The sequence below is a fragment of the Mesorhizobium sp. B2-1-1 genome, from assembly GCF_006442975.2.
Classification (GTDB): Bacteria; Pseudomonadota; Alphaproteobacteria; order Rhizobiales; family Rhizobiaceae; genus Mesorhizobium.
This window is the reverse complement of the sequence record NZ_CP083954.1, coordinates 4,403,620-4,419,381: the sequence shown is the minus strand read 5'-3', so window position 1 is coordinate 4,419,381 and position 15,762 is coordinate 4,403,620. Positions and strand designations below refer to the sequence as shown.

General features: G+C 62.4%; 15 protein-coding genes and 1 tRNA gene. 3 read left to right on the top strand and 13 right to left on the bottom strand.

Annotated elements, in window-relative coordinates; all coding sequences use genetic code 11:
- Positions 1-39: 39 nt before the first annotated feature.
- From FJ972_RS21840 to FJ972_RS21830, 3 genes are all read right to left on the bottom strand, one after another.
- A complete protein-coding gene (locus FJ972_RS21840) occupies positions 40-1,500 on the bottom strand; it encodes an AMP nucleosidase (protein ID WP_224617604.1) in 1,461 nt (486 codons plus the stop codon).
- Positions 1,501-1,601: 101 nt separating this feature from the next.
- Positions 1,602-1,796 carry a hypothetical protein gene (locus FJ972_RS21835; protein ID WP_140517987.1) on the bottom strand — a complete coding sequence of 65 codons (195 nt, stop codon included), beginning with the start codon at positions 1,794-1,796 and terminating at the stop codon, positions 1,602-1,604.
- Between the two features lie 412 nt (positions 1,797-2,208).
- Positions 2,209-2,550 (bottom strand): DUF2147 domain-containing protein, encoded by a 342-nt coding sequence (locus tag FJ972_RS21830; protein ID WP_140494647.1) that lies wholly within the window; start codon positions 2,548-2,550, stop codon positions 2,209-2,211.
- A gap of 445 nt (positions 2,551-2,995) precedes the next feature.
- On the opposite strand from FJ972_RS21830, the gene FJ972_RS21825 reads away from it, so the two are divergent.
- Together FJ972_RS21825 and FJ972_RS21820 are read left to right on the top strand one after the other, a co-directional pair.
- Positions 2,996-3,262: a sel1 repeat family protein gene (locus FJ972_RS21825; protein ID WP_010915070.1), complete on the top strand. Its 267-nt coding sequence runs from the start codon at positions 2,996-2,998 to the stop codon at positions 3,260-3,262.
- A 398-nt stretch (positions 3,263-3,660) separates the two neighbouring features.
- On the top strand, positions 3,661-4,782 hold the full coding sequence (locus FJ972_RS21820) for a branched-chain amino acid ABC transporter substrate-binding protein (protein WP_140494645.1): 1,122 nt from the start codon (positions 3,661-3,663) through the stop codon (positions 4,780-4,782).
- 153 nt (positions 4,783-4,935) lie between these two features.
- On the opposite strand, the gene FJ972_RS21815 is transcribed toward FJ972_RS21820, so the two are convergent.
- The 6 genes from FJ972_RS21815 to FJ972_RS21790 form a co-directional block, all read right to left on the bottom strand.
- Positions 4,936-6,897, bottom strand: a complete 1,962-nt coding sequence (locus tag FJ972_RS21815; protein WP_140520703.1) for an acetyl/propionyl/methylcrotonyl-CoA carboxylase subunit alpha — start codon at positions 6,895-6,897, stop codon at positions 4,936-4,938.
- Entirely contained in the window at positions 6,879-7,442 is a 564-nt protein-coding gene (locus FJ972_RS21810) for an O-acetyl-ADP-ribose deacetylase (protein WP_140520702.1), read from the bottom strand. The genes FJ972_RS21815 and FJ972_RS21810 overlap by 19 nt, the downstream gene beginning before the upstream one ends.
- A 1-nt stretch (position 7,443) precedes the next feature.
- Entirely contained in the window at positions 7,444-9,051 is a 1,608-nt protein-coding gene (locus FJ972_RS21805; RefSeq protein WP_140520701.1) for a carboxyl transferase domain-containing protein, read from the bottom strand.
- Position 9,052: 1 nt separating this feature from the next.
- Positions 9,053-10,216: an isovaleryl-CoA dehydrogenase gene (locus tag FJ972_RS21800; protein ID WP_140520700.1), complete on the bottom strand. Its 1,164-nt coding sequence runs from the start codon at positions 10,214-10,216 to the stop codon at positions 9,053-9,055.
- A 66-nt stretch (positions 10,217-10,282) separates the two neighbouring features.
- A complete protein-coding gene (locus tag FJ972_RS21795; protein ID WP_140520699.1) occupies positions 10,283-10,933 on the bottom strand; it encodes a TetR/AcrR family transcriptional regulator in 651 nt (216 codons plus the stop codon).
- A 69-nt stretch (positions 10,934-11,002) separates the two neighbouring features.
- On the bottom strand, positions 11,003-11,287 hold the full coding sequence (locus FJ972_RS21790; protein ID WP_140494632.1) for an acylphosphatase: 285 nt from the start codon (positions 11,285-11,287) through the stop codon (positions 11,003-11,005).
- A gap of 166 nt (positions 11,288-11,453) precedes the next feature.
- Here FJ972_RS21790 and FJ972_RS21785 point away from each other — a divergent pair, with 166 nt between their 5' ends.
- Positions 11,454-12,458: a bifunctional helix-turn-helix transcriptional regulator/GNAT family N-acetyltransferase gene (locus tag FJ972_RS21785; protein WP_140520698.1), complete on the top strand. Its 1,005-nt coding sequence runs from the start codon at positions 11,454-11,456 to the stop codon at positions 12,456-12,458.
- Positions 12,459-12,494: 36 nt separating this feature from the next.
- Here the strand turns inward: FJ972_RS21785 and FJ972_RS21780 are convergent, their stop codons facing one another.
- From FJ972_RS21780 to FJ972_RS21765, 4 genes are all read right to left on the bottom strand, one after another.
- Complete coding sequence (locus FJ972_RS21780; protein ID WP_140520697.1) at positions 12,495-13,607, bottom strand: pyridoxal phosphate-dependent aminotransferase; 1,113 nt, start codon at positions 13,605-13,607, stop codon at positions 12,495-12,497.
- A gap of 214 nt (positions 13,608-13,821) precedes the next feature.
- Entirely contained in the window at positions 13,822-14,970 is a 1,149-nt protein-coding gene (locus tag FJ972_RS21775; protein WP_140520696.1) for a porin, read from the bottom strand.
- 14 nt (positions 14,971-14,984) lie between these two features.
- Positions 14,985-15,335: a GIY-YIG nuclease family protein gene (locus tag FJ972_RS21770; RefSeq protein ID WP_411908948.1), complete on the bottom strand. Its 351-nt coding sequence runs from the start codon at positions 15,333-15,335 to the stop codon at positions 14,985-14,987.
- Positions 15,336-15,431: 96 nt separating this feature from the next.
- Positions 15,432-15,522, bottom strand: a tRNA-Ser gene (locus tag FJ972_RS21765).
- Between the last annotated feature and the right edge of the window lie 240 nt (positions 15,523-15,762).

Below are 15,762 nucleotides of genomic sequence, written 5' to 3'. Positions count from 1 at the left end.
CGGCAAGACGGCGAATGGCTCTGGCGGCGCGCAGATCGGCTACTGGAAGGCCGTTTCCGAAAAACTTCTGAGCTTGCGCGAATGCAGCCGCTCCATCGGCATTTCCGAAAGCTTTTCCATCGCCCTGATGCCGATGGTGAGGTGCTGCGCCACCTGCCGCTTGTAGAATTCGGTCGCCATGCCGGGCAGCTTCAGTTCGCCATGCAGCGGCTTGTCGGAGACACACAAGAGCGTGCCGTAAGGCACGCGGAAGCGGAAGCCATTGGCCGCGATCGTTGCCGATTCCATGTCAAGTGCGATCGCCCTCGACTGCGAAAGCCGCTGCACCGGTCCGCGCTGGTCGCGCAGTTCCCAGTTGCGGTTGTCAATGGTGGCTACAGTGCCGGTGCGCATGATGCGCTTGAGATCGTACCCGGACAGGCCGGTCACTTCGGCCACCGCTTCCTGCAATGCCACCTGGATTTCGGCCAGCGGCGGGATCGGCACCCAGACTGGCAGGTCGTCGTCCAGCACGTGATCCTCGCGCACATAGGCATGCGCCAGCACATAATCGCCCAGCGCCTGCGTATTACGCAGGCCCGCGCAATGGCCGAGCATCACCCAGGCATGCGGCCTCAGCACAGCGATATGATCGGTGATCGTCTTGGCGTTGGAGGGTCCGACACCGATATTGACCATGGTGATGCCGCCATGGTTCGGCTTCTTCAAGTGGTAGGCCGGCATCTGCGGCAGGCGCTGCGGCGCCACCCCTTCGCTCGGGGCGCTCTGCCCGGCTTTGGTGACCACGTTGCCCGGTTCGATGAATTCGGCATATCCGCCGCCGCCATTCTCCATCAGGTCACGGGCGCGTGCCACGAACTCGTCGATATAGAACTGATAGTTGGTGAACAGCACGAAATTCTGGAAATGCTGCGGCGTGGTCGCGGTATAGTGCGACAGGCGGTGGAGCGAATAGTCGATCCGCTGCGCGGTGAAGGGCGCCAGCGGCCTTGGTTCTCCGAACGCCACTTCGAACGTGCCGTTGGCGATCTGGTCATCTGTACCGTCGAGATCTGGCACGTCGAACAGGTCTCGGATAGGCCGCTGGATACGCTCGGCCGCGGTTCCGTCGACATGGGTGCCTTCGAGAAAGGCGAAATGCAGCGGGATCGGCGTTGTCGATTCCGAGACCGTGACCGCGACCCCGTGGTTGCGCATGATCAGACGCAATTGCTCGACCAGATAGCTTTCGAACAGGCTCGGCTGGGTGATGGTGGTGGAAAAATGCCCCGGCGTCGGCATGTGGCCATAGGCTTGGCGTGAATCGATCTGGGTGAACGAGTTCGTCGTGACGCCGATCTCCGGGTAGAAGGCGCGGTAGCGCTTGCTGCTGTCCCCGCCGGCGGCAAGCGCCGCGAAGGAGTCGCGCAGGAACTTGGTGTTGCGGTCATAAAGGGCTTGCAGCGCCGCGACCGCCTTTTCGGCGGTGTCGAAGCTTTGCCGGCCAAAAGGCTCGGGCATGACGACAGATTCGATGGCTTGGGGGTAGATTCGCTTTTCCATGGCTCAATATAGAGATTTGGATAGGCGGTTGGGAGGGGTGTCCCGATCGAAGGCGCAATTTATCCGCGCTGCAGGCTGACCAGCAGCACGAAACCGACGCCGGATTTCTTCAGTGCTGGCGCGTCGATCGTGGACCCGGCATCGGTACGCATCATCGGCACGGCCAGGACCGGTGCGGCAAGAAACGCCAGGATGAGCGCCGCCCGCGGCAGAAGCCGAACGGTTTTGAAGAGATTGGCGGCGATGCGGTTCATGGTCTTTGCTTTTCTTTCGAGGTCTTGTGGTTGGTCAGGTCTTTGGTTTCTGTCTCAGGGGCGAAGGGTGGTCGGGCAGGCGAGGCGGCAGGTTCTGGAACTGGCCTCGTCCCAGGAACGGGCCGAACGGCCCGCTTCGGCGACGAGGATGGCGAAGAACATTCCAAACAGGCTCACCAGCAGGCAGACGATGGTGAGCGAGCATTGGTCGTGTCTCCTTCAACACGCAGGAGAATGCCCGGGCACGACTGAACCGGCTCTGATGCCGGCGTTCATCTGCCGTTCAAATTGGTTGATGGGTTTTGAGGCGGCGCTGGCCATAAGGAGCATGGCCGCCGGCACAGCACGCCAGGATCATGACATGAAAACGGGGCCTGCCGGCCCCGTTTTCATGTCGCAAGGATGGGGTCGATCAGAGCTTGTGCCAGGTCTGGCTCTTGCAGATCAGCCCGCCGAGCACGCAGCCGCTCATTTTCAGCGAGGTGCCCGACAGTGTCGCCTTGCCGGAGTAGGTCTTGTCGTTTGCCGGGTCGGTTATGTTGCCGGTGTATTTGTTGTCGCCGGACGCCTTGAGCGAACCGATGGTCTTGCCGGCATATTTGCCAGACTTCAGCGTGATGGAAAATGAACCCGAGCCCCCGATGGCCGCGGTATCGCCGGCCTGCGTCTTCCAGTTTCCCTCGATCGGATCGGCCCAGGCCAGACCGGTCAGGATCAAAGTGGCCGCCAGGGCCAGGCTTGCTTTTCGAAACATCTTTCCTCCCTTGGATACCGGCAGGAGGCTACGCCTCGCCGGTCTGCCGCTTACGCAAACGTAAGCTAATCCAGCTCCCTGCAAAACAAAAGCGGTGCCGCAGCGGAAGCTTTGGCAATTCAGATGCGCCGACGGAAGCAATGTCGGCAGGGAAATGAATGCATGCATGCGCGGCGTTTGTTTCGCGTGGTTAGCAGAGTGTTGATTCCGCCCGCGAAAATTGTCGTCAAATTTGGCGCTATCCGGCTGAATCGCTGGCTTTGTATCCTTAACGAATTTCCACGTTTACCTATTGTTTTAGCTTTGTTTTCCTCAAATTAAGCACGCCATTTAACGACGGATTCAAGCCTGAGCGGCATTCTCGAAAGCATCGAAAGAGCAGCCCGGGCAGACAAACGGAGGCAGCTCTCGGGAGCCAGACAGGGCCGGAAGAGAGGATTGAAAAATGGCACGTTTTGAAATGCTTGAAGCAGGCTTCGGCGCCATGGGGGCAACTGCCCAGGCCGACATTCTTTTCGAACTGGGGATGATGTATGCGACGGGCCGCGATTGCGAGACCGATGTCGTCGCCGCCCACAAATGGTTCAACATCGCCGCGATCAAGGGTTCGGCCCGCGCTGCGGAATTGCGTTCGGAACTGTCGGCTGCGATGTCGAAGGTCGAGATCGCCAAGGCGCTGCGCGAAGCCCGCGAATGGATGACGATGCACTGAATTTAGAGATAAGGCAGGGCGGCCTTCTGGTCCGCCAGGCAAGGACAAGGCCGCGGTAAGACGGCCACGTGACAAAACCAAGAACGCGGCACGCCCGACAGGGCCAGCGGCGCGGCGGCCATGATCCGGTTTCGGAAAGATCAGGGCCAGCAGGAAGACAGGGAAGGCGAGTTGGGTTCGAGTGCGGGGGCGCTTGAGAAACAGCTCGACAGGCAAAGCCGCGACCGGCCGGAACAAGGCCGGCGCGGCTTTTGCCTTTTTGCTCCAGAGATGCTCCGCAGGCCTAATCGAGCGCCGCCAATGCGCCTAGACAGGCCACACGAAGGATGAAATTGTCCGGCCTCTCTGGAAGAAGCGTGGCCGGGGCGGCCGCGCGTGAGTGGAGGAGTCATACCGCAATGAAAAAATTAAGTATTTTGAACGCGGCCATTTTCGGCCTGATGATGAGCGCGCCGGTCGCCTATGCCGACGACATCACCTTTTCGGTGGTCGGTCCGATGACCGGACAGCTCGCCACCATTGGCGATCAGTTCAAGCAGGGCGCGCAGGCTGCCGCCGACGCGATCAATGCTGCCGGCGGTGTCGACGGTCGCCAGATCAAGCTCGATATCGAGGATGACCAGTGCGACCCGAAGCAGGCGGTTTCGGTCGCCAACCGTATCGTCGCCAATGGCGTCAAGTTCATCGACGGCCACGCTTGCTCGGGTTCGAGCATTCCGGCTTCCGCCGTCTATGCCGAAGCCGGTGCCCTGATGATGAGCCCGGCCTCCTCGAACCCGGTGCTGACCGACGCCGCAGCGAAGGCCGGCTGGCCGACGATCATGCGCCTCTATACGCGTGACGATGCGCAGGGTGCCTTCATCGGCCCCTGGATCGCGAAGAAGTATGCCGGCAAGAACGTCGTCATCCTGCATGACAAGAGTGCCTACGGTCAGGGCGTTGCCGATGCGGTCAAGGCCACGATGAATGCCGGCGGCCTGAAGGAAGTGGACTATGAAGGCATCAATGCCGGCGAAAAGGACTATTCGGCGCTCGTCACCAAGCTCAAGGACCTCAAGGCCGACGTTGTCTATTTCGGCGGTTACCACCCGGAGGCTGGCCTGATCCTGCGCCAGTCGGCGGAACAGGGCATCAAGTTCCAGCTGATCATGCCGGATTCGATAGCCTCGCCGGAATTCTGGCAGGTTGCCGGCCCGGCCGGCGAAGGGACCATGTTCGTCTTCCCGTCGGATCCTCAGGCAAAGCCGGAAGCCAAGGCAGCCGTCGAGAAGATCAAAGCCGGCGGTTTCGTGCCGGAAGGCTTCACGCTATTCTCCTACGCCACGATCCAGGCCTTTGCGGAAGGCATCAAGCGTGCCGGCAGCGATGATCCGGCCAAGGTCGCCGAGGCGCTGAAGAACGGGCAGCCAATCAGCACGGTTGTCGGCAATGTCACCTTCGACGAGAAGGGCGACCTCAAGAACGCCAGCTACGACATCAACCAGTGGCACGACGGCAAGTATGCGCCGATCCAGCCGTAATCGCTGCCTATATCGATGAAATGGCCGGGCTCGTCCCGGCCATTTCATTTCTGCCTGTGTGTCTTGCCATGGACATATAACGGCGGTCGACATTCTACGGCGCCTCTCTCTGTCCGGCAGGACAGGGACGCTTGGCGTCCGGCAGCGAGGCTGTCAGCCTTGCATATCCTCGAACCGCACCAGCACAGTGCCGTCGGTAACCTGCGCGCCCTCGGTGGCGATCTCGGCGATCACGCCATCATGGGGCGCGGCGATGGTGTGCTCCATCTTCATCGCCTCGAGAATAAGCAGCGGTTGCCCCTTCATCACCGTATCGCCCTTTGTCGCCCGCACAAGCTTGACCAGTCCCGGCATCGGCGCGCGCAAACTGCCTGACGCCGCCGCCGCATCATCGCCTCTGGCCAACGGGTCCGGCACCGCGAACGTATAGCCGGCCGCGCCTTCGAATATCGTGATGTGGCCTGGCCAGCGGGCGAGGCGAGGAACGGCGCGAAGGTCATGCGAATTGGCGCTGTCATAGGGTGCATGGAGCGTCACCTGGGAACGCCGGTCTGGTCGTACCGAAACCCTTGCCAGAATATCGTCCTCGCCAAACTTCAGCCGGATCTGTCGTGCCATGCCATGGAAATGCGTGTAGCCGGCAAGCGACGACCATGGATCGTCCGATGCCGGCAGCGCGCCCGCCCCGGAGGCCGCTATGGCCGCGGCCGCGACCGTTTCGCCGCTCGGCGGCGCAATCTCGGTCAGCGCCTGCTGGTGGCGGCCTATCAGGCCGGTATCGACGTCGCCCGCCGAAAAGTCCGGATCGGTCACCAGCGCGGCGAGGAAGGCGGTATTGACGATCGAACCGGCGACTTCGGTTCGCGCAAGCGCCGCGCCGAGTGCCTCCAGCGCAGCCGGCCTGTCCCCGCCATGCACCACCAGCTTGGCGATCATCGGATCATAATAGGGAGAAATGGCGTCGCCGGCCCGCACCCCGGTTTCGACACGCATGGCGGCCCCTTGGGGAACCATGTCGGGAAATTTCAGATGATGCAGCGTGCCGGTCGCAGGCAGAAACTCCCTTGCGGCATCCTCGGCATAGAGGCGCGCCTCGAAGGCGTGGCCGGCTAGCTTTATCTCGCCTTGCGTTTTCGGCAGCTTCTCGCCGGATGCGACCCGCAACTGCCATTCTACCAGATCAGTGCCGGTGACCATCTCGGTGACCGGGTGCTCGACCTGCAACCTCGTGTTCATCTCCATGAACCAGAAGCGGTCAGGCGTCAGGCCTTGCGAGGCATCGACGATGAATTCGATGGTGCCGGCACCGCAGTAGCTGATCGCCTTGGCGGCCTTCACCGCCGCCTCGGTCATCGCCTTGCGTAACGCCTCGGTCATGCCGGGGGCGGGGGCTTCCTCGATAACCTTCTGATGGCGTCGCTGCGCCGAGCAGTCGCGTTCGAACAGATGGACGGCATTGCCGAAATTGTCGCCGAAAACCTGCACCTCGATGTGGCGCGGTTTGTCGATATATTTTTCCACCAGTACACGGTCGTCGCCAAAAGCGGATTTCGCCTCGCGTCGTGCGCTGGACAGCGCTTCGGAGAACTCATCGGGGTGCTCGACCCGGCGCATTCCCTTGCCGCCGCCGCCGGCCCGCGCCTTGATCAGCACGGGGTAGCCGATTTCGCGTGCCTTGGAGGCCAGGATCACGATCTCCTGCGCCTCGCCATGGTAGCCCGGCACGACGGGCACGCCGGCCTTTTCCATCAGCCGTTTGGCGGCATCCTTCAGCCCCATGGCGCGGATAGAGGCCGCCGACGGGCCGATGAAGGTGAGCCCCGCGGCCGCCACCTGGTCGACGAAATCAGGATTTTCCGACAGGAAGCCATAGCCGGGATGAACGGCTTGCGAGCCTGTCGCCAAGGCGGCCGCGACGATCTTGTCGCCGCGCAGATAGCTGTCGCTGACAGGCGAAGCACCGATATGTACCGCCTCGTCGGCCATCTCGACATGCAGGGATTTCGCATCGGCATCGGAATAGACGGCAACCGTGCGCACCCCCATCCTGCGCGCCGTGCGGATCACCCGGCATGCGATCTCGCCTCGGTTGGCGATCAGGATCTTTGTGAACATGAAACCTCCGTAGACTGCGTTCGCCTCGAGGAAGCAACGGCCTCACGGTATAGTTCGGCCATTTGTTCGTCGAAGCAGCAGAAGATGACGGTCTGCGGCGTCGTATTTCGGCTCAAGAAGCTATTTACGGCGCCGACTGCAATTGCTGCCGCCTCATCCCTCGGATAGCGGTAGATGCCCGTCGAGATCGCCGGAAAGGCGACCGAGCGGCATTCCTTCTCGGCGGCGATTTCGAGCGAACGCCGATAGCAGGAGGCGAGCAACTCCGCCTCGCCCTTGCCGCCGCCCTGCCAGATCGGACCGACCGTATGGATGACGTAGCGGGCCGGCAGCCGATAGCCCCTGGTCAGCTTCGCATCCCCGGTCTTGCAGCCGTTGAGCGTGCGGCATTCGGCGAGGAGGTCCGGCCCCGCCGCCCGGTGAATGGCGCCGTCGACCCCGCCGCCGCCGAGCAGCGAGGAATTGGCCGCGTTGACGATGACGTCGACATCCAGCTTGGTGATGTCGCCGAAGTGAATGCGGATCCTGCCTTGCACCTCGCCCATCTCACATCCTGAACACGCCGAAGCGCGTTTCCTCGCTCTCCGCGTTGAGCGCCGCCGAGAGGCTGAGCGCCAGGACCTCGCGCGTCCTGGCCGGATCGATGATGCCGTCGTCCCATAGCCTTGCGGAGGAATAAAGCGGGTGGCCTTCATGCTCGTATTTCATCAGGATCGGCTTCCTGAACTTCGCTTCTTCCTCGGCGCTCCATTCGCCGCCCTTGCGCTCGATGCCCTCGCGCTTGACCATGGCCAGCACCGTCGCCGCCTGCTCGCCGCCCATCACCGAAATGCGGGCGTTCGGCCACATCCACAGGAAGCGGGGCGAATAGGCGCGCCCGCACATGCCGTAATTGCCGGCGCCGAACGAGCCGCCGATGATCACGGTGACCTTGGGCACGCGGGCGGTGGCGACTGCCATCACCAGCTTGGCGCCGTCCTTGGCGATGCCGCCTGCCTCATATTTGCGCCCCACCATGAAACCGGTGATGTTCTGTAGGAACACCAGCGGAATCTTGCGTTGGCAGCATAGCTCGATGAAATGCGCGCCCTTCAGCGCGCTTTCGGAAAACAGCACGCCATTGTTGGCGATGATGCCGACCGGCATGCCGTGAAGATGGGCAAAGCCGGTGACGAGCGTGGTGCCGTAATACTGCTTGAACTCGTCGAACTCCGAACCGTCGACGAGGCGCGCGATCACCTCGCGCACGTCATAGGGCTGGCGCAGATCCGTCGGCACGATGCCGTAGATCTCATCTGCCGGATGAAGCGGCGGAATCGGTTTCTGGACGGCAAGGCTTACGGTCTTGTTCCGATTGAGGTTCTTTATGATGCGCCGGCAGATGGCCAGCGCATGCTCGTCGTCGAGCGCGTAGTGGTCGGCGACGCCGGAGAGCCGTGTATGGACGTCGGCGCCGCCGAGATCCTCTGCGCTGACATCCTCGCCGGTGGCGGCCTTCACCAGCGGGGGACCGCCGAGGAAGATGGTCGCCTGGTTGCGCACCATGATCGTCTCGTCCGACATTGCCGGCACATAGGCGCCGCCCGCCGTGCACGAACCCATGACGCAGGCGATCTGCGGGATGCCTGAGGCGGACATGTTGGCCTGGTTGTAGAATATGCGCCCGAAATGCTCGCGGTCGGGAAACACCTCGTCCTGGTTGGGCAGGTTGGCGCCGCCGCTGTCGACCAGGTAGACGCAAGGCAGATTGTTCTGCAGCGCGATCTCCTGCGCGCGCAGATGCTTCTTCACCGTCAGCGGGTAATAGGTGCCGCCCTTCACCGTGGCGTCATTGACGACGACCATCACTTCCGTGCCTTCGACGCGCCCGATACCGGCGATGATGCCGGCGGAGGGAATGTCCTCGCCATACATCGACCATGCGGCGAACTGGCCGATCTCGAGAAAGGGCGACCCGGTGTCGAGCAATTGCGCCAGCCGCTCGCGCGGCAGCAGCTTGCCGCGCGCGACGTGTCGCTCGCGCGCCTCTTCCGAGCCACCGCGCTCGACGCTCGCGGCCTTTTCGGCGATATCGCCGACCAGCGCCCGCATGCGTTCGGCATTGGTGTGGAAGGTATCGGAGGAAGGGGATATCTGGGTCTGGAGGACAGCCATGCTATACCCCCTCTGCCATGATCTCGCGGCCGATCAGCCATCGCCGGATTTCGCTGGTGCCGGCACCGATTTCGTAGAGCTTGGCGTCGCGCAGCAGCCGGCCGGTCGGATAATCGTTGATGTAGCCGTTGCCGCCCAGAAGCTGGAGCGCGTCAAGCGTCATCTGCGTTGCTTTTTCGGCGGCAAACAGAATGCAGCCTGCGGCGTCCTTGCGGGTGGTCTGGCCGCGGTCGCAGGCGGCGGCGACCGCGTAGACATAGGCGCGCGCGGCGTTCATCGTCGTGTACATGTCGGCGAGCTTGCCTTGCACCAGCTGGAATTCCCCGATCGCCTGGCCGAACTGCTTGCGCTCATGCACATAGGGGACCGCGACGTCGAGGCAGGCGGCCATCAGGCCGATCGGGCCACCGGCCAACACCGTGCGCTCGTAGTCGAGACCGGACATCAGCACCTCGACGCCACGCCCTTCCTCGTGCAGCACGTTGTCGAACGGCACCTCCACATTATCGAAAACCAGTTCGCCGGTGTTGGAGCCGCGCATGCCGAGCTTGTCGAGCTTTTGCGCGACCGAAAATCCGGCAAAGGCCTTTTCGACGATGAAGGCGGTGATACCACGCGCATGGCGCTCCGGATCGGTCTTGGCATAGACCACCAGCGTCTCGGCGTCCGGGCCGTTGGTGATCCACATCTTGGTGCCGTTGAGCACGTAGCGGTCATTGCGCTTTTCGGCACGCAGCTTGAGCGAGACAACGTCAGAACCGGCGCCGGGCTCCGACATTGCCAGCGCGCCGACGCGCTCGCCCGAGCAAAGCGGCGGCAGGAATTTCTCCTTCTGCGCCGGCGTTGCCCAGCGGTTGATCTGGTTGACGCAGAGATTGGAGTGGGCGCCGTAGGACAGGCCGACCGAGGCCGAGGCCCTTGATATCTCCTCAACGGCGATCACGTGCGCGAGATAGCCCATGCCGCTGCCGCCGAACTCCGGATCGGCGGTGATGCCGAGGAGGCCGAGATTGCCGAGTTCCGCCCACAGATGCGCCGGGAATTCGTTCGAGCGGTCGATTTCCGCCGCGATCGGCGCGATCCTGTCCTGGGCGAAGCGCCGCACCAGCTCGCGCAATGCCTCGACATCCTCGTCATGCCCGAAGCTGAGCGTGTTCGTGTACATCCGGTTCCTCCTGCCGCATGACCCCCGAAAATCGACTTGGATTTTCGGAAAAGATCATGCGCGAAACTAAAATCCCACGGCGTCGTTTGCGCGTCCAAACGGACGTGCGGCGCTGTACGTGTCGATCCTCGCGCCGACGAGCCGCATCGTCATCGAAAGATATGTCGCCGTGACTTCTGCGATCGACAGCCGCTCGCCCGGCCGGAACCAGACGATGACACCGGTCATCATCTGGATCAGCGCCATGGCGGTGAGGCCGGTATCTTCGACGACGAACACGCCTGCCTCGGCGCCGTCACGCAGAATGGTGCGCAGTTCCTTCTCATAGGCCGTGCGCATCCGCAGTATCTGCGTCAGTCTTTCGGGCGACAGGCTGCGCAGCTCCATGTTCGAAACATGCGTCGCATGGCGGCGGGCGATGTGGAAGGCGATGTGGTTCTCGACATAGGCCGAAAGCCGGCTTGCCGGATCGGCGTCGGCGGGCCGTGCGGCGTTCCAGGCTGCGATCAACTCCTCCATGTGCTCGCGCATCAGCGTGAACAGCAAATCCTCCTTGGTCGGGAAATAGCGATAAAGCGCGGCCGCCTGCACGCCGACTTCGGCCGCCAGCTGGCGCATCGACATCGCCTCATAGCCGAGCCGCGCGATCAGGTTGACCGCCGCCTCGCGGGCTGCCGCCTCGGTCTTCCCGCCATCGGATCCTGTCGTGCGCGCCAAAAGAGCCTCCCTTGTTGCGAATTAATAAAACGAACGTTCAATTAATTCAAGAGGTATGCCGAAGCCGCATCAGGCATCGATCCGGAAGCCGGTAACAGGATTGCTGGATACCGCATCCTCGACGTCAACCCCGGAAACGGACGCTCCCGGCGGTCCTTTCCAAAGCCGGCCGATCATGGTCGAGACGGCTTCGCCTGTGCCGGCAATCTCAGCGGTCACCGAGCCATCCGCTTCATTGCGCACCCAGCCCGCAAGCCCAAGGCTGGCGGCCTGGCTTCGGACCCAGATCCTGTAGCCGACGCCTTGCACCTTGCCGTGGGCCCGCACACGCACTGCCTTGCGATCGTCAGCCATTGCGTCTCTCCCGAGGCTCGTCTGCTGGAATCTGGCGCAGGCGACGGGGAATGCAACAGGCCGGTCGAACGAGGATGGAGGGGGCCCGAGTCGAACTCGAATTTAATTGACTCAGTCCACTAAATTTCTAACACTGTGGCTATCATCACCCAAGGGCTGAACGCAGATGCTGGACCAACGCAGTGCTTTGGTGGCCGATATCAGGCACTTCAACCGTTTCTACACCCGCACTGTCGGCCTTCTCGACGAGACCTTGACGCAGAGCCCGTTCACGCTCACCGAGGCGCGCGTCCTGTTCGAGCTTGGTCATCGGGATCGCCCGGCGGCGGCGGAAATCGCCGGCGAGCGAGGCTTCCTTTCGGAGACATTCGACATCGATGTCGGCCCGGCCGCCTCCGACATCGCCAGGCAACTGCGTCTCGACGCGGCCTATCTGACGCGGATCCTGCGAAAATTCGCCGGCGAAGGCCTGACCGAGACCCGGACCGATCCGGTCGACCGGCGAAGGCGTATCCTGTCGCTGACGGCAAGGGGGCGGGACGCCCTTGCCGGTCTGCAGGCCGCGGCGGACCGCGACACTTCCCGGCTTATCGAGAACCTGCCCGACCACCGCTTGGCCGAACTCGGCGACGCCTTGCGCAAGGCAGCGGAGCTGCTGGGCGATCCGGCGGCTGAAGGCCAGGCGGCGCCCCCCGTCGTGACGTTGCGTCCGCATCGCGTCGGCGACATTGGCTGGGTGGTTCAGCGTCAGGCCCAGCTCTATGCCGAGGAATATGGCTGGAGCATCGAGTTCGAAGCCTTGGTTGCCGAAATCGGAGCCGACTTCATCCGCAATTTCAAGCCAGGGCGCGATTTCTGCTGGATCGCCGAACGCGCCGGCCTCCCGCTTGGCGCGGTGTTTCTGGTTCACCAGGACGACGAGGTCGCGAAACTGCGGCTGCTGCATGTCGAGGCTGCGGCGCGCGGGTTGGGCATCGGCAAGCGCCTGGTTGCGGAATGCGTGAACCAGGCGCGCGCCTGCGGCTACATCAAGCTCGTTCTGTGGACGAATGACATTCTGGTCGCCGCCCGCGCGATTTATGAGCGCGCCGGGTTCAGACTGGTTTCACAGGAGCGCCATCACAGTTTCGGCAAGGAACTCACCGGCCAGAACTGGGAGCTCGATCTCTAACCGGCCGGCAAGTGTCGCCGCGATGGCAACGCTCGTTTAGTTTCCACGGGCGGCGGCCAGTGCGCCGGGCAGTTCCTCGGCAAAAATGTCAAGCTCGTGGTCCAGTCCGACGCTGACGCGGATGCAACGATCGAGCCCCGGCGCCATCGGCTTGCGGATGAAGACGTCGCGCGACAACAGGCCTTGCAGGATCTTCAGCGCGAAAGCGCCGTCGCGGCAGCAATCGATGGTGACGAAATTGGTCGCCGACGGCAGGGGCGTCAGCCCGTTCTGTTCGGCTATCTGCGCGATGCGCCGGCGCCCTGCCGCCACCCGCGCCACCACTGAATCCAGATAATCCTGGTCGGCGAGCGCCTCGACGCCCGCCACCTGCGCCATGCGGCTGACGCCGTAGTGGTTGCGGATCTTCTCGAAATCGCTGATCACCTGGGCCTCGGCGACCGCATAGCCGCAGCGTATGCCGGCAAGCCCGTAAGCTTTCGAAAAGGTGCGCATGCGGATGACGTTCGGCCGCGAGACGTCGATGGGCGGCAGTGCGGAGGCCGGCCCCAATTCTCCATAGGCTTCATCGAGCACGAGCATGGTGGTTTCCGGCAGCGCTTCGATGAAGCGCGTCAGCTCGGCCGCTTCCCACCAGCTCCCCATGGGGTTGTCCGGATTGGACAGATAGACCAGCGGCGCTTTCTCCCTGGCGGCCGCAGCCAGCAGCCCTTCCAAATCCTCGTGGTCGTTCGCATAGGGCACGGTGACAAGCCTTCCGCCGACACCGGCAATGTGGAAGTTGAAGGTGGGATAGGCGCCGAGCGAGGTGACCACCGCATCGCCAGGCGCAACATACATGCGCGCCACCAGACCAAGCAGGCCATCGATGCCTTCGCCGACCACGACGTTCTCGACCTTGAGATTATGATGCGCTGCCGCGGCCACCTTCAGGTCGTGATTGTCCGGATCGCAATACATCCACATGTCGCGCGCGATCTCGGCCATCCGGGCGATGACGCGCGGCGAGGGTCCGAAGCTGCTCTCATTGGCGCCGATGCGGGCGCGGAATGCACGCCCGCGCTCGCGCTCCTGCGCTTCGGGGCCGACAAACGGCACGGTCGACGGAAGCGCTGCAACGAGCGGCATAAGGGGAGGGCGCAGACGCATGGCAAAAGCTCGCGTGAGGGAAGGGGCTTCTTGCTAGCGCGGTCAGTAGGCGGGTGCAAGTTGCGCGCAATGAGCAATCGTTGCCGCCCGCCTGATCCAAACACCTGATGCATCCCAGAGCAATCATCGTCCGCTGCGGAATCGCGCAGTCGAAACTCCCAATGAAAAAACCCGGCGGTTGCCCGCCGGGTTTCTATATTCGAAGCGATAGCTGTTAGAACGAGCGCTGGAAGCGGAGCATGCCGCCGACGCTGTTCTTCTTATCGGCAGGCGTAAACGATGGGTTGACGAAGCCAGCATCGTCAAACCGGCCGGCATGGAGGTAGTCGACTTCGGCCGTGACGGTGAAGCCGGGAACGACGTCATAAGCAACGTTCGCCGCAACGCCGACGTTCTTCCAGTCGTCAGCAGACACCTGAAGGTTGAACGAGGTCTTCTCGTTGAACTTGTAGGTGCCGCCGCCCCAGACTGCCCAGTTGCCGCCCCACGCCTTGTAGAAGCCGCGACCATGGGCTTCGACAAAATTGCCGGCGTCGTCGTTGAGGTTGTCATCGGTGCCGTAGCCGCCCATGATGAACAGCGACAGTGCGTCGCTGACATTGACGTCCAAGCGAACCTTGCCGGCGACTTCCTCGTAATTGCTGTCATAAGCGACGACGCCGGTGATGGCGCCCCAACCCTGCGTATACTTCACGCCGCCGACGACATGCGGAACATAGCTGTCGATCGTGTCGGTACCGGTGCCTTCTTCGAGCGAGACCACGGCCGAGAAGCCATTGCCCGCGTCGAAGTAGTACTGGACGACGTTGGTGTCGAAATCGCCGTAAGGAACCAGCGTATCCTGGATGACGTTGCCGGCGTAGCCGACGAACGTATCGAAGGCCGATTCGTCCTTACCAACCCGGAGACCACCGAGCTGGATCCAGGCGAAGTTCAGCGAGACGTCCCGGTTGTGGGCGGCGTTGATCGGCTCGTCGAAGGCATTGTCGTCGCCGAAGTTGAAGCGGGTCTCGGTGTAGGTCTTCAACGTGCCGAGTTCGGTTTCCTGGCCGGTCCAGGTCTTCAGCGTGAAGCGCGTGTTCTTGTAGTAGGTGTTGTGGTCGTCGCCATCCTGGTGATCGGCAGCCTTCGCACCGTCGAACGAGCCGGTGTCGCCCACGCCGATGTCGTAACGGACATAGCCGCCGACGCGCAGGCAGGTCTCGGTGCCGGGGATGTAGAAGTAGCCAGCGCCGTAGACGTCGCAAATCTTGACGTATTCAGCGGGCTCCGGCTCGGCGACGACGACGGCGTCGGCGGCGCGCGCACCGGAAACTGCGATCAGGGCCGCAGCGGAGCCGAGAAGAAGGCTCTTGATGTTCATTTTCTGACCTCCAGTCAGAATCGAACGAAACAACCGTTTTGGTGGTGCGTGTTTTTGCAGCAAACAATTGGTATTGCTGCGTTTTTCCGGGAATCCCTGGGTTTTTTCACAAGGAAGGGGCATTCACCACAGACGTTTGCTGGCGAAGGCGTGCCCGGAACCGGATTTGAGATAACGCTCAATGAAGTCGCCTTGGCTTGATTCGAGAACGCCACATAGGTGACGATCTGCCATGGCAGGAACTTGGATGTGTGACTGGATTTTCCGTGATTGTGCTCGGCAAGCCGTCGCTTCAAGTCGGACGTGATGCCGACATAACGCTCACCGTCGGCAGTCTTGCTTTCCAGCAGGTATACATACCACACGACCGGCCCTCCTTTGCCAAGGCTTCGGAGGGCATCCTGCTTCGCGCTGAGGTCTGGTCTGGGCTTGTCCTGCGAAGCTCGAAGAGCGAAGCAGGATGGCGGAGAGGATGGGATTCGAACCCACGAGAAGCTTTTGACCTCTACTCCCTTAGCAGGGGAGCGCCTTCGACCACTCGGCCACCTCTCCGTTGCGCCGCTGGATAAAGAAAAGCGCCGGCACAATCAACAAGCCCCAGCCAATATCTCGGAAAAAGAAGCCATTATACGGAAAAATAAGAACGCACCGGCCTGCGGCCTTCCGCGATGCGGCGGTTCTGCGGCGATTCCCTGGCTGGCGGCTCAAGGCCTCGCCATGATTCCGTCAGCCGATCGCCGGATTCGCCCGTAAACAAGGGGCTGGGGCGGGCCGAAGGTTAATGAGAGCTTT

Bases quoted from the DNA above. Each gene is read 5' to 3' on its own strand.
- FJ972_RS21820 (WP_140494645.1), top strand. From the start codon at position 3,661: ATGAAAAAATTAAGTATTTTGAACGCGGCCATTTTCGGCCTGATGATG.
- FJ972_RS21815 (WP_140520703.1), bottom strand. From the start codon at position 6,897: ATGTTCACAAAGATCCTGATCGCCAACCGAGGCGAGATCGCATGCCGG.
- FJ972_RS21830 (WP_140494647.1), bottom strand. From the start codon at position 2,550: ATGTTTCGAAAAGCAAGCCTGGCCCTGGCGGCCACTTTGATCCTGACC.
- FJ972_RS21805 (WP_140520701.1), bottom strand. From the start codon at position 9,051: ATGGCTGTCCTCCAGACCCAGATATCCCCTTCCTCCGATACCTTCCAC.
- FJ972_RS21840 (WP_224617604.1), bottom strand. From the start codon at position 1,500: ATGCCCGAGCCTTTTGGCCGGCAAAGCTTCGACACCGCCGAAAAGGCG.
- FJ972_RS21810 (WP_140520702.1), bottom strand. From the start codon at position 7,442: ATGGGCGAGGTGCAAGGCAGGATCCGCATTCACTTCGGCGACATCACC.
- FJ972_RS21775 (WP_140520696.1), bottom strand. From the start codon at position 14,970: ATGAACATCAAGAGCCTTCTTCTCGGCTCCGCTGCGGCCCTGATCGCA.
- FJ972_RS21800 (WP_140520700.1), bottom strand. From the start codon at position 10,216: ATGTACACGAACACGCTCAGCTTCGGGCATGACGAGGATGTCGAGGCA.
- FJ972_RS21790 (WP_140494632.1), bottom strand. From the start codon at position 11,287: ATGGCTGACGATCGCAAGGCAGTGCGTGTGCGGGCCCACGGCAAGGTG.
- FJ972_RS21780 (WP_140520697.1), bottom strand. From the start codon at position 13,607: ATGCGTCTGCGCCCTCCCCTTATGCCGCTCGTTGCAGCGCTTCCGTCG.
- FJ972_RS21835 (WP_140517987.1), bottom strand. From the start codon at position 1,796: ATGAACCGCATCGCCGCCAATCTCTTCAAAACCGTTCGGCTTCTGCCG.
- FJ972_RS21825 (WP_010915070.1), top strand. From the start codon at position 2,996: ATGGCACGTTTTGAAATGCTTGAAGCAGGCTTCGGCGCCATGGGGGCA.
- FJ972_RS21785 (WP_140520698.1), top strand. From the start codon at position 11,454: ATGCTGGACCAACGCAGTGCTTTGGTGGCCGATATCAGGCACTTCAAC.